Here is a 13,465-nt window from a genome sequence, read left to right as displayed (position 1 = left end):
TACTTGGCGGTGAAACGACTGAAGACGTTTCTTTACTAGTATATAGAAATAAGGTCCAGAAATCATTAGGATTTCTGGACCTTATTTTTGTCATCTAGGACTTTTGTCCCAAACTCTTTCTTTTTACTAATTTCTCTAAAAACCGCTTCCACGTTCTGTATTTTATTTTTTGCTTTTTTTAAAATTGATTGACATTTTGATTGACATATTTGTGAAATAATATGAAATTTAAAAATAAAAAACCAGTAATACCAAGGCTTTTAAGCCTCAATATAACTGGCTGAATTGTGCAAAATGGAGGTGAGGGGAATTGAACCCCTGTCCAAGCATAATGCTATGCAAGCCTCTACACTCATAGTCGTATCATTTGAAATTTCGCCATCATGAACGCCATACGACCCGGCTAACCACAGTGACTATCCCGATGATCTCTTTTTAACTATTCAGGATGCACAGTTAAACGTAGCCCAATAAATTTGAGACCCATTTCCAACCCTTGGGCGAAATTAGAATGGATCACGCTTAGACTGTTTTTAGGCAGCTAATGCGTAGTTATTATTATTTTTTGCAGTTATAATAAACTGTGCGTTTTAAAGGGACGCAAGGCCCTAAGTGCAGCCTGCACGCTACTACACATGTCGAATCCAGAACACCCCCATGGTGTCCACTTATTATAATATCGAATTTAGGATAATTAAGCAAATAATTAAGCTATTTTTTACATGAAAATAATAGTGCCTTTTTGATACTACTTTCAGTAAATATTGGTAAAATACGGGGTGCAGATGGAGGTTAATAATTTTGACAGAAAATGAAAAGAAACCATTTTACAAGAGAAACTGGTTCTGGATCACAATTATTTCAATTATCGTTGTAGTATCTGCAACAACTTATGTGGCTAATTATTCCTTCTATTCAGATAAGGCTGATCAGATTTCTTTTGAAGAAAGAAAAACCTTAAAAGAACAGCAAAAAGCTGAGAAGTCGCCTTCATTAATTACAAAATATAATTCAATTAAAACTGGTAACAAAGGATATTCTAAAAAAGTTATTTACAAGTTATTAGGAAATCCTGCTGAAACTCAAATTCAAAGTAGTGCGATTTCTAATGTAACTTGGAAAGGGACTGCTGATCAAGGTAATGTAACGATTCAAATTACTTTTGAAAATGGTCACGCTGCTTCTAAGTCAATTCAAGGATTGAATATTGACCGTGAGAAAACTTTGACTTTAACCGATTATCAAAAACTAAATGTTGGTGATAGTTACAATCGGGTCGTTAATTTATTGGGTGATCCAGATGATTATTCTGATATCAATGGCGTCAGAACTTTAACATACGTATCAGACTTATCAGAGTTAGATCCAACCCAAAATGCGTCGATTCAAATTAAATTGTCCCACAATCAGATTGTTGCCAAGTCACAAACTAACTTAAAATAAAAAAGATGCCTATGTCAAAACACTAAATGCTTTGATATGGGCGTCTTTTATTCTGTAATGTGTCGTTGATGGAAAATACCGAAACCTTTAATTGCTAAGCTAGAGATGGCAACTGACATAACTGCCAGTAGAAATGAAATCACGTCGCTTAAAACGAAATTTCCTAGACAGACGAAACCATCAATTATGAATAAACTAATATATTTCTCGATACCAAAGTTTTTGTAAATAATCATTGGCGGTACCGTAGTCCCTCCACTAGACATGTTGAGGGTATAGAGTATTGCAAGACCAATTCCAAAAATAATACTTCCTACTATAATAGAAATAACACGACTATTTGGAATTAAATTGTAAACCGGAGTGATATAAAGGAGTAGGGGAAGTGCGAAACTTCCGATTGCTAATTTGATGGTGGTTTGTCGATCTAAATGTATGTAAGCCAGTACTAACATCACAATATTTATGAAAAGAACCGAGATGAATGTTGGAATTTTCCATCCTGCCTGTAGCAAGATAGCGATACCTGTGGCACCACCAGCCGCTATACTATGCGGTTCGAAGAACATATTAAGACTGAATGCGATAAGTTCCAAAGCAACTAACATCATTAGTAGTTTTGCGGAAATTCTCTTTTTCTTATTCTTCATATATATAACTATATCATGAATATATTTTCATCACAATAAAAGTACTTGATACTTTTATAAAAATATTTTTCAACATGTTTCATAAGTGTTACTAAAATTACATTATATCCTGAAATTGTAACTTGGTGGTCGTGGTCACGTAATACTGGCCTGCTAATATAAGCACCATAAACAAGAGCTAAACAATAAAAAATAAGGATGTAATTAATTCATGAAAAAAGTTTTATCAATCGCTTTATTAAGTACAGTAGCATTAATGGGAGTATTCACTTCAACCAATACTGCTCAAGCCGCAGTTTCAACTGGTAATAACCAAGTTAAGGTTGAAAAAGGTGATACTTATAAGAGCATCGCTGAAGCTAACGGGATTAGTATTTCCGAATTAGAGCAAGCTAATGGTCGTGAAGTTGGGGGATTCGATTTAATTTTCCCTGGTGATCTAATTACTTTACCAGGTTCAACCACTTCTACAACAACTCAAACAAATACAGATAATCAAAATGTTTTACCAACAACAGATACAAATACAACTGATCAAACACAACAAACAAGTACGACACAGGCAGATTCAACAGCAAGCGCAACTACTCAAGCTGCAAGTACCACAACTTCAAGTACTACAACTTCAAGTACTACCAGCACAACTGCTAGTGGAACTTTCAAAGTTAGTTTCTATGATCCAGCCGTTTTAGGTTCAAATATGGGTTATAGTGGTGTCGCCGCTAATCTTTCAGTCTTCCCTAAAGGAACACAATTGAAGATCACTTTAGCTGACGGAACAGTACTATACAGAACAGTTAATGATACAGGTTCATTTGCTTACAGCAATTCTCAACAATTGGATGTTGCAATGCCAAGTTCATCGATTCCTTCATATGGAGTAACTAGCGCCACAGTTGAAGTTATCGGCTAATTTAAAAAAATAAATCCCCTCATTTTGGAGTGTCCAGATGAGGGGATTTTTTTATGGAAAACCATGATTAAATCTTTGAAAGAGATTCTGCTTTTTAGACAGCGCCAAAATAACTTTTTGTTGATCATAAACCGCGACGTTTTGATAATTCAATTCGGCAACCAGGTCGATCAGTTCTTCTTCAAGCTTGGCGTTGACATTAATAGTTAATTCTTGGTTGTTCTTCAACGTACATGTTAATTGAAAAATGTCAGGATTGATGTCGAACGGGCTAGTTCGAATTCTTTTGTGGTAAAAAATATTAATGTGGTCAATTTCTGAATAAGAAATCACTCTTTGAGGTAGGGGGGTTAAATGTAATAATTGGGCTAATTTGATTATTCCTAGGTTATTAAATTCAACCGCTTTAATATTTTTTTCGTTGATCAGCCAATAATCGTTAAAACAACTTGGTAAAGTTACAAATAAACCAATTAAAACAACTAATAGAAATACCCAGAAAGGTTGATAACCAAAACCAGTGAACAAGAGACTAACAAAAATAATGAAGATGATAGAAATAATTACCCGTCTAAGTTTGATAGTTTGACCAAATTGAAAATTTTTCTCTAAAGCTGGTTGCGTGACAGTTGTTGGATGTTTTGCGAGCTGAATAATCTTTTTGGTTAAAGTCTGTGGTGGATAAAGTTGTTTATTCTTAATCAATTCAATTTCGGTCGCTGAAATACCTAATTGTTTCGCAATATCCTGATCAGAATCATTCTTTAAAATGTTACTTATATCTACTAACATAATTAATTCCTCCTGACTAATCAAAATGTTTATATCTATAAGCATAAAATAAAACAATTGAGAAAATAATGAACCAAGCTATTAAAACACTGACTTCGAATAGGCTCCAAGAATAGCTGTGTTTGAAGAGGCTTTGATTGATGAATCTGGGAATTACTCCTGAATACAGGAAGTCAGAAGTGTGTGAAATTTTATTTGAGAAACCTTTAAAAAGTGGGACTAATGTAAAAATAGCCGCTGGTAATAGACTCACGACGCCGGCATTGGTTTGGTTTTTGGAAAAAAGTCCCAAGGTAAAACCAATCAAAATACTGATGATTGAACAAATTACTGTGATAATCAAATAGTTGATAATTGACACTTGGTTCCAGGAAGTGCCATTTAGCGGTACCAAAATGATATTAGTTATGGTCAAAATCAACAGTGCTGGGAGTAAACTTCCAATGAAATATTCAGTTGCGTTGATTGAGGAAGTCATCAAGACTCCTAAAGTATGATGTTCTTTTTCTTCGGCGATAGGATAAGCGCCAAACATTATGCCACCCATAATTATATTCAAGAGGATACCCATGTTTAACGTCAGTGCCTTAAACGCAACAGTATTAGCAGGGAAAAAGTTTTTAAAAATTACCACGTAGCCAATTGCCATGGCCGGAATCATTAGTAAGGAAAGGTTTCCTAAAAATAGTTGTAATTTCAAGATAAAGATTGCATTTATTTTTCGCAATGAGATGTTCATTTTAATTTCCTCCCCGTAACTTGTAAAAAGACGTCTTCTAAGGTTGGTTCGCAAGAATGGATGGTCTGTAATTCACCGTTTTCTAACCACCAATTGATTTTTCCTCTGGTTTCTTCAGAGTCGTTTAACTTTAGTGATTCGTTATCTTTTAAAAGAACTTTGAATTGAATTTTTTTATTGTACTTCAAACTCAAGTCTTGTGGTGAACCGATTTCTGCAATTTTACCATCGTTTAATAACGCTACTCGATCACACAATTTGGTGGCTTCAGTCATGTTATGAGTCGTCAAGAAAATAGTTGTTCCAGAATCCCTTAGCTCAAAAATTAATTTGTGAATTTCCTTAGTCGTTCCTGGATCAATTCCATTGGTTGGTTCATCAAGAAAAAGGATTTCCGGGCGATTGAGGATTGCTCGAGCTAAAATTAGGCGTTGTTTCATTCCTTGGGAGAATTTTTTAACTAGTTTGTTTCTATCGTTATAAAGACCGACACGTTTTAATAACGGATCAATTGATTTTTTATCACTATTAAAGATTCTCGCAAAGGTAACTAGGTTATTGTAGGCTAATAGATTTTCATATAAACCACTATCATGCGTTACGACACCGATATGCTCATAAATATTCTCTTTAAAATGTTGAGAATTGCTGCCTAAAACTGTAGCGCTTCCTGAATCTTGATTGAGTTGTCCGGTAAGAATCTTGATCGTGGTAGTTTTCCCAGCTCCCGATGGGCCAAGAAATCCAAAGATTTCACCTTTTTCAACGGAAAAATCAAGATTGTTCAATGCAGGTTCATTGCCGAAACTTTTATAAAGTTGTTTCACTTCAATGATTGGGTTGTTGGTCATTTTGTACTCCTCCTTGCTTTTTACAATTACAGAATACAAAGAAAGATTGCATAAGTATGCAAAAATCAGTGAATGGTGGAAATAATGGTTTGAATTGTACCCACGTTATTGGAGTAAGTCCTTGAGTTGATCTAATTTAGCACGAGATAAGGGGAGAGTCTCCTGACTATTTTTTAAAATCAAGGTGTAACTGTTCTTGGAATAGCTGATCAATTCAGAAATTCGTTGGAGATTGACTAAGTATGATCGATGACATCTGAAAAAGCCGAAGTGAACTAACTTCTTTTCGAGTTCTTCCATTGTTAGTGAAGAAGGGAAGTATTCGGAGTTTACCGAGAAATTACTAACACCGTTGATGCTTTCGATGAAGTCGATTTCGTTGGGACTGAAGAAAATTGTTTTATCATCAAGGTGACTGGAGAGCCGGAAAATGTTTTGTGGTTTGAGTGAATCTTGACTAGTTTCTAAGGAAACTTTCTCCAGTTTGTGATCGACAGATTGATAAATAGTTGAACTCAGTTGTAAAAGTTCTTCCATAAAGGAAGAGATAACGACCACAGTTGACTTCTGACGGACGACTTCGAGAGCTTTGAAGTAAAACTTGATGCCGTCACTAGATAAATCACGTAGGGGACTTTCTAAGAATACTAGATCAGGTGCAGTTAGGTAGATTCTAAAGAGATGCAATCGCTCAATTTGATCGATTGTCAAAGCGTCTGTCTTCATAGTCAAATTATCGCCTAAGGAAAAGTCAGGAGCGAGTTGCTTAATGTCTTGGCGATTACTAGTCAAGTGATTGAAGAACTCTAAATAGCTTTTTACAGTCATTTTTTGATAAATACCATCGTTATAACGCTTAATTGAAATGCTTTGAGTGTTATTTTCAATTGAACCGCTGCTAGGAAGAGTCTTTTCTTCCAATAAACTAAAAAACGTATCGGTTTCACTCCGCATTAACTTTAGACCGATTTGTTGATGCTCAGCTATGTCTAGTGAAAAATTGGTGAAGACACTTTGATTTCCGACTTGCTTAGTAACATCTTTAAAACTAATTAAACTCATTTTCTACTCCAGAATTACGACTTATTATTACTTCCAATTTTAGCAAAGAATACCTTTGAAAACTTAATTTCGATTACAAAATCCAATTGATTTACAGTAGCGTGACACGAGACTTGATTCTAATTAAATATTAATTTTCTCTAATGTAAAATATTCTTGAAAAGAAGATTAATATATTTTTTATTTCCAAAAAATATTTTTTCAAGTAGCATAAGAATAGCCATCACGCGACCGACAAAAGCCTTGAATGACGGTAATTGAATCAATCTCATGTTATAAATGACGTTTGGCATATAAAATAAAGATTAGAAAAACTTCTGAAAAAACTTATTTTTATTGATTGACATTTCAAAAATTAGATTGTATTATCTAACCAACGATTAACAAAAGAGATTTATTAAACAAAGTGATCGGGGGAAGTAATTCAACCTCGTTTGTACAGAAAGCCTCTGTTGCTGAGATGAGGACAACGACTTGAATGAAAATGACCCGTGATTGGTGCGCTGAATCTTCGGATAAAGATGCAATGGTTGGTACCCTTTACAGTACACGCGTATAGATTTTCTTGTACGTTGTTAAGGGGATAAGTGTAAATTTATTCCGAATTAGAATGGTACCGCGCAATAGCCGCTTCTAAATATGAACAGATTATGTTCAATTTAGAAGTGGCTTTTTTGTTTATATAGAGATTTTTTCGTTAAGAAATATGTAAGGTGGGAGAAAGAAATGAGTAAATTTAAGAAATTAGGTAAGGTCATCCTACTAGCTTTTACAGCATTGTTTATTTTTGTACTAGCTGGTTGTGGTAGCCAAGACAAGACACAAACAGTTAAGGTCGGAATCAATCCTTCCGACGCTGCGATTTGGAAAGTAGTTAAGAAAAATGTTAAGAGTGAGGGTATCAACTTAAAGGTTGTTGAGTTCAATGATTACAATCAACCCAACACAGCCTTAGCACAAGGGGAAGTTGATATTAATGCTTACCAACATACATTCTTCTTAAATTCTTGGAACAAAGCACATCATACAGATCTTGTATCAATTGGTAAGACAGTTATTCAACCAATGTCTTTGTATTCACATAAGATCACAAAGCTTAGCCAATTAAAGAATGGCGCTAAAATTGCTATTCCAAATGACGCTTCCAATGAAGCTCGTGCATTACAATTACTAGAAGCAAATGGTTTGTTGAAACTTGATAGTGGCGTTAAGTTACCATCAACTAAGAACATTAAGGAAAACAAGTTAAACTTGAAGTTCACGACGCTTGATGCCGCACAAACCGCTAGATCACTTGATGATGTCGATGCAGCTATCGTTAACGGTAATGTTGCTAGTGATGCTAAACTTGATCCTTCAAAAGCGGTTGTAACTGAAAAAGTTAACAAGAAGTCACAACCTTGGATCAATATTATCGTTACCCAAAAGAAGAACAAGGACAACAAGACTTACAAGAAAGTTGTTAAAGCTTTCCAAACTAAAGCTGTTGCTAAAGAAATCAAGAAGGTTTATGGCGAAAGTGCCGTACCAGCTTGGAATAAGTAATAAATCGTTTTAAAAATTTGAGGAGGTTTTCATATGTCAAAACTATCAGATCCATTAATTCAGAAGTCGATTGAAGATTTAAAGAACTATATTGCACTACCATCCGTTTCAGCAAAGAATCAATCTATTACTGAGACAGCCGAATTCCTTAAAAATTTATTAACGGACTTTGGAGCCGATGCCACCGTTTGGGATGAATTTGAACATCCAGTCGTTTTCGCTGAAATCAAACCAAAACAACCTAGTGATACTACCATCTTGATTTATAATCACTACGATGTTCAACCAGAAGAGCCAGTTGCTCTTTGGAACTCAGATCCATTCAAGTTGAAGATTACTGATGACAAATTCATCGGACGTGGAGTTTCTGATTGTAAAGCCGATTTGATCAGTCGAATTACGGCTTTGAAGATTTATCGTCAAGAGCACGGAGATCTTCCTTGTAACATCAAATTCTTAGTTGAAGGTCAAGAAGAAGTTGCCAGTCGTCATTTGGAGGATTACTTAAAGAAGTATTCTGACAAGTTAGCCGCTGATTTGATCATTTGGGAATCAGGTTACAAGAATGAACATGAACAATTCAATTTCACTGGTGGTAACAAAGGTGTCTTGTGTTTTGAATTAGAAGCTACTTCAGCTGATATCGATCTTCATTCATCTTTTGCCGCTGTAGTTGATTCAGCTACTTGGAGATTAGCCCAAGCCTTAAATGCTTTGAGAACTCCTGAAGGTGACATTAAGATTCCTGGATTTTATGATGACGTTGTTGAACCTACTCAAAAAGAAATCGATTTAGTTAACAAAGCAATCACACCTGACTTAAAGTCAAAATGGGACTTGCAAGTTCCTTTGTTGAAGAATAAGTCAGTTAACTACAATTTAACTTTCAATCCAACTATTAATATAGAAGGAATCAGCAGTGGTTGGGAAGGTGAAGGTGTTAAAACCGTTACTCCTAAAGCTGCCACAGCTAAGTTAGAGTTTAGATTGGTACCAAATCAAGATCCACATGACTTGTTCGATAAGTTGACAAAATATTTGAATGACCAAGGCTTTAAAGATATTAAAGTTAAGTATCTCCTTGGTGAAAAAGGATATCGTTGGGATCTTGATAGTCCAATCGTAAATAAATTAATTGGTACCGCCAAAGACTTCTTTGGTGGAGAGGACAAAGTCGAAGCCTTACCATCAAGTCCTGGTACTGGTCCAATGTACTTGTTGAATGAATACACACACGCCTCAATCATTTCTTGTGGTGTCAGTTATTCTAAGGCTGGTAATCATGCTCCAAACGAAAATATTAGAATTCAAGATTACCTCGACTTTATTGATTTCTTCGACCAATTCTTAGGTAAATTAAGGGAGTAATTTTTAATGGCAGAACAAAATGGGATAATTCAGCTAAAAAATATTGATGTTACCTTTCACAGTGAAGGCAAAACAATCGAAGCTGTCAAAGATGTTTCCATCAATGTGAATAAAGGCGATGTATTCGGAGTTATTGGTTATTCCGGTGCCGGAAAGAGTACGTTGGTTCGTGTGATCAATCTATTACAAAAACCAACTTCTGGGACGGTTGTCGTCAATGACCAAAATTTAACTCAATTGAGTGCAAAGGATTTACGAAAAGCTCGTCGCAACATCGGAATGATTTTTCAACATTTTAACTTGATGAATTCGTTGACAGTTTATGGAAATGTTGACTTTCCGTTACGCGATTCTGGGTTGAGCAAAGCAGAACGTAAGCAAAAAATTGATAAGTTACTTGATATTGTTGGTCTAGCTGACCGTGCGAAGAATTATCCTTCACAATTATCAGGTGGTCAAAAACAACGTGTTGCGATAGCTAGAGCTTTAGCAAATGATCCAGAGATTTTAATTTCTGATGAAGCGACAAGTGCTCTAGATCCAAAAACTACCACTGAAATCTTGGATCTACTTGGTCGCTTGAATAAAGAATTAGGAATCACAATTGTTATCATTACCCACGAAATGGATGCTATCAAACAAGTATGTAATCGAGTTGCGGTAATGGAAAATGGTCAATTGATTGAAGAAGGCAGTCTGTTAACTATTTTCGGTAATCCTAAGAAACAATTGACGAAAGACTTTGTTAATACTTCAACTCATATCGGATCAGTCTTAGATGAAATTCGTGATAGTGGAATCGTTGATAAATTATCCGGTCGCTTGATTGAATTGAATTACATCGGTGACTCTACCAATGAACCGATCGTCGTTGAATTGTATAAACGTTTCAAAGTTGAAGCCAACATTTTATTTAGTAATATTGAAAGATTGCAAAATACCACAGTCGGAATCATGCTCTTTGCCTTAACGGGTGAAGATGACAAGGTTGAGGCTGCAATCGAATATTTGAATAGTTTGAACGTCAATGTTAAAGAAATATCTTTAAAGAAAGAAGGCGAATAGTTCATGGCTGATTTAGTTAATAAATTTCTACCTAACGTAGTTGCTAATTGGGAAGGCGATAATGGATTCGTGGTCGCAATTTGGCAAACACTTTACATGACTTTTGTCAGTGCGTTTTTTGCCGGCATATTCGGTATTGTTCTAGGAATCTTGTTGGTGGTGACAGCTGATGATGGTATTACTCCTAACAAAGCTTTGTACACATTCTTAGATAAGCTAGTTAATTTATTCAGATCAATTCCGTTCATTATCTTGCTAGCGGTCATCGGACCATTCACTCGTTTGATCGTTGGTCAGACAATTGGACCTACTGGAGCATTAGTTCCGTTAGTGATCGGGACGGCGCCATTTTTTGCCAGACAAGTTCAATTGGCGTTAGTTGAAGTAGATCACGGAGTTATTGAAGCTGCTGAAGCTATCGGTCTTTCTCCTATGAAAATTATTTTTAGAGTATATTTACGTGAAGGTTTACCCGAACTGATTCGCTCTGGTACTCTAACAATCATTAGTTTGATAGGATTAACTGCCATGGCCGGTGCTGTTGGTGGTGGTGGTCTTGGTAACATGGCCATTTCCGTTGGTTATCAAAGATTTGAAAATGATGTAACAATCGTTTCTATGTTATTGATCTTAGTGTTAGTTTTCGTAATTCAAGGTTTAGGCGATTTTGCCGTTAGAAAATTAGAACATTAGAGAACAAATTGAGCGAAAAAGTAATTTATTCAACTCGTTACAGAGAGCTTTTGATTCGATGAGAAAAAGCATGAGTGGATATTTGAAAATGATTCGTGATTGGCATCTCCGAATTCTTAGGAACAGGGGATGATGGCCGGTATCCATTATCGTACACACATGCAATGCATGTTTTAGAGGAAAACAAGTGTGAACTTGTTTTTAAAATAGAATGGTACCGCGCAAAAAGGCGCTTCTATCTTAAACGAGTTGATTCGTTTTGATGGAAGCGTCTTTTTGTATATATATATGGGAAAAAGGGCTAGACCCGAGGAGGAGTACTATGAAGAAAAGTAAGTTAAAGGCTTTATTTTTATTAGTTATTACCACATTAAGTTTGTTCGTACTAGTAGGTTGTGGAAACAGCCAAGCAAGTTCTAACAAAGAGAAAACTGTAAAAATTGGGATTACCGGATCAGATGACCGAGTTTTAAAAGCCGTCGCTAAAAAGGTTAAAAAAGAAGGAATCAACATTAAGATTGTTGAATTCTCAGATTACAGTCAACCAAATGCTGCACTAGATCAAGGCGAAATTGATTTGAACGCCTTTCAAACAGTAATTTTCCAAAATGATTGGAACAAAAAACACCACACTAACATCGTTTCAATCGGTTCAACCGTAATCGCACCAATGGCTTTGTATTCTAAGAAGATCACTAAAGTTAGTCAAATCAAAGAAGGCGACAAGATTGCCGTCGCTAACGATGCCACAAACGAAGCCCGTGGACTAGCACTACTAGAAAGTGCCGGTTTGATTAAGTTGGATGATGCTAAAGTACCAGGTTTGAAAGATATTACCGAAAATAAATTACACCTAAAGATCACACCACTAGATGCAGCCCAAACAGCTAAATCAATGGAAGACGTTACCGCTTCAGTAGTTAACAGTGGAGTTGCCAATGATTCAAAACTAGATCCAAAGACTGCAGTTTATAGAGAAAAGATTACAGCTAAGTCAAAACCATATGTAAATATCATCTCAGCTAATAAGAAAGACAAAGACAATCCTACATATAAGAAGATTATTAAAGCATATCAATCAAAAGATATTGCTAAAGTTATCGAACAAGAATTCCATGGATATGAAAAACCAGCTTGGAATTATAAAGTGTTGAATTAGAGTAGAGCAGAGCGTGGAGCAGGCCGCTTAGGACTTAGCAGATAGCCTAGCTTCACGAATTGCCCGCCGAACCTGCGGGCGATTTGGGAAGCGTAGCTATATGTCCAAGTCCTGGCCTGCGGAACGCGTTTTAGCTATATTGCCAAGAACAATGGTTATTAAGAATAAGAATTAGAGCAACACAGCAAAGAACAATGGTTATTCAAAGAAAAAACCAAACCAACCCCTAAAAAGAAAAAATCTACCACAAAAAAACGTCAGGAAGAAAATTCCCGGCGTTTTTTGCATCTAAAACCAACACATTTTTCCAATTATCATTTAAAATTAAGATAGTGATAAGAAAAAGCAGGGATAAAACATGAAAGATTTAGGGACGGTAATTAGAGAGTTAAGAAAAGAAAAACACTTGACCCAAAAAGAGTTGGCAGAGGGAGTTTGTGCACAGTCAATGTTGTCTGCAATTGAAAACAATGTCTATGTACCAAATTCAGTTTTATTAATTAATTTAGCCAATAAATTAAAAGTGAATCTAGATGAAATCAGTTTGGCAACTAATTTTTCAATTAGTTCAAAAGCTAACTTCAATGATCAAGTAGATGATTTGTGTAACAACCACCAATATCAAGAGCTGAAGGCATTTTTGAATCAAGAAAAAGTGCTCAATAATCTCAAAACAAATTTGCAAATTCAATCTTACTATTATTATTTAGGCGTCGCGCAACTGCAGACTAATGCAATTTTTGAAGCAATCCAGTCATTCAAATTGTCACTGGCACAAATTAATCCGCGACATCCTAATACTTTGGCTCGCCTGGCATACATGGGAATGGCCTATATTTTTGCGCTGCAAAATCAAAAGAAGCTTGCTGCAAAGCACATTGATTTGGCATTTCAGAAGTGGGATGCTTTCAGTTATGAAGAGAATCAAAATATTCTTTATTACATGGCTGCTTTGATTTACTTCAAAATGAATGATTATCAAAATTCGACTGCTTATTTGGCTGATGGAATTGAATTCATTGCTCGTCACAATTCCCATTACATGTTGGCAAACTGTTATTTTCTTTTAGCCCGTTTGGCCCAAGTTGCTCACAATGATGATGAACGTTTAGCTGCTAACCAAAGAAAAGATTTGTTCACAGAATTGTACGGCGAAAGCGTCTTTGAAGATTTCTAAATATCAGA

At 35.6% G+C, this 13,465-nt stretch carries 13 protein-coding genes, 1 other RNA gene and 1 other annotated feature; of the genes, 8 read left to right on the top strand and 6 right to left on the bottom strand.

All coding sequences use genetic code 11. From position 1 onward, the window contains the following. Positions 1-292: 292 nt before the first annotated feature. Positions 293-657, bottom strand: a transfer-messenger RNA (tmRNA) gene (gene ssrA, locus EGT49_RS07620). Between the two features lie 144 nt (positions 658-801). Between ssrA and EGT49_RS07615 the strand changes: the two genes are divergently transcribed. After that, positions 802-1,443, top strand: a complete 642-nt coding sequence (locus tag EGT49_RS07615) for a DUF3862 domain-containing protein (RefSeq protein ID WP_167849787.1) — start codon at positions 802-804, stop codon at positions 1,441-1,443. Between the two features lie 47 nt (positions 1,444-1,490). Here EGT49_RS07615 and EGT49_RS07610 read toward each other — a convergent pair whose 3' ends face one another. Then, positions 1,491-2,093 carry a YitT family protein gene (locus EGT49_RS07610; protein ID WP_135373094.1) on the bottom strand — a complete coding sequence of 201 codons (603 nt, stop codon included), beginning with the start codon at positions 2,091-2,093 and terminating at the stop codon, positions 1,491-1,493. 211 nt (positions 2,094-2,304) lie between these two features. Between EGT49_RS07610 and EGT49_RS07605 the strand changes: the two genes are divergently transcribed. Then, complete coding sequence (locus EGT49_RS07605) at positions 2,305-3,006, top strand: DPBB and LysM peptidoglycan-binding domain-containing protein (protein ID WP_135373092.1); 702 nt, start codon at positions 2,305-2,307, stop codon at positions 3,004-3,006. Positions 3,007-3,057: 51 nt separating this feature from the next. On the opposite strand, the gene EGT49_RS07600 is transcribed toward EGT49_RS07605, so the two are convergent. The 4 genes from EGT49_RS07600 to EGT49_RS07585 form a co-directional block, all read right to left on the bottom strand. Next, on the bottom strand, positions 3,058-3,798 hold the full coding sequence (locus EGT49_RS07600; RefSeq protein ID WP_135373090.1) for a hypothetical protein: 741 nt from the start codon (positions 3,796-3,798) through the stop codon (positions 3,058-3,060). Between the two features lie 16 nt (positions 3,799-3,814). Next, on the bottom strand, positions 3,815-4,537 hold the full coding sequence (locus tag EGT49_RS07595; protein WP_135373088.1) for an ABC transporter permease: 723 nt from the start codon (positions 4,535-4,537) through the stop codon (positions 3,815-3,817). Continuing rightward, complete coding sequence (locus tag EGT49_RS07590; RefSeq protein ID WP_135373086.1) at positions 4,534-5,388, bottom strand: ABC transporter ATP-binding protein; 855 nt, start codon at positions 5,386-5,388, stop codon at positions 4,534-4,536. The genes EGT49_RS07595 and EGT49_RS07590 overlap by 4 nt, the downstream gene beginning before the upstream one ends. A 105-nt stretch (positions 5,389-5,493) precedes the next feature. Next, positions 5,494-6,450, bottom strand: a complete 957-nt coding sequence (locus EGT49_RS07585; RefSeq protein WP_218960992.1) for a LytTR family transcriptional regulator DNA-binding domain-containing protein — start codon at positions 6,448-6,450, stop codon at positions 5,494-5,496. 726 nt (positions 6,451-7,176) lie between these two features. Here EGT49_RS07585 and EGT49_RS07580 point away from each other — a divergent pair. The 6 genes from EGT49_RS07580 (at position 7,177) to EGT49_RS07555 (ending at position 13,457) form a co-directional block, all read left to right on the top strand. Next, a complete protein-coding gene (locus EGT49_RS07580) occupies positions 7,177-7,995 on the top strand; it encodes a MetQ/NlpA family ABC transporter substrate-binding protein (RefSeq protein WP_135373084.1) in 819 nt (272 codons plus the stop codon). Between the two features lie 33 nt (positions 7,996-8,028). Continuing rightward, the gene (locus EGT49_RS07575; protein WP_135373082.1) at positions 8,029-9,363 is read left to right on the top strand and encodes a M20/M25/M40 family metallo-hydrolase; all 1,335 of its coding nucleotides are present in this window, start codon (positions 8,029-8,031) and stop codon (positions 9,361-9,363) included. Positions 9,364-9,369: 6 nt separating this feature from the next. Beyond that, entirely contained in the window at positions 9,370-10,428 is a 1,059-nt protein-coding gene (locus tag EGT49_RS07570; protein ID WP_135373080.1) for a methionine ABC transporter ATP-binding protein, read from the top strand. Between the two features lie 3 nt (positions 10,429-10,431). Further along, positions 10,432-11,121, top strand: coding sequence for a methionine ABC transporter permease (locus tag EGT49_RS07565; protein ID WP_135373078.1), 690 nt, complete (start codon positions 10,432-10,434; stop codon positions 11,119-11,121). After that, positions 11,121-11,361, top strand: a binding site (T-box leader). It overlaps the preceding gene by 1 nt. An 82-nt stretch (positions 11,362-11,443) precedes the next feature. Further along, positions 11,444-12,280, top strand: coding sequence for a MetQ/NlpA family ABC transporter substrate-binding protein (locus EGT49_RS07560; RefSeq protein ID WP_135373076.1), 837 nt, complete (start codon positions 11,444-11,446; stop codon positions 12,278-12,280). A gap of 358 nt (positions 12,281-12,638) precedes the next feature. Next, positions 12,639-13,457, top strand: coding sequence for a helix-turn-helix domain-containing protein (locus EGT49_RS07555; protein ID WP_135373074.1), 819 nt, complete (start codon positions 12,639-12,641; stop codon positions 13,455-13,457). The last annotated feature ends 8 nt before the right edge of the window (positions 13,458-13,465 follow it).

Source organism: Companilactobacillus suantsaicola (genome assembly GCF_004745525.1).
GTDB lineage: Bacteria > Bacillota > Bacilli > Lactobacillales > Lactobacillaceae > Companilactobacillus > Companilactobacillus suantsaicola.
The sequence above is the reverse complement of the archived record's forward strand: the minus strand, read 5'-3'. Positions and strand labels throughout refer to the sequence as shown.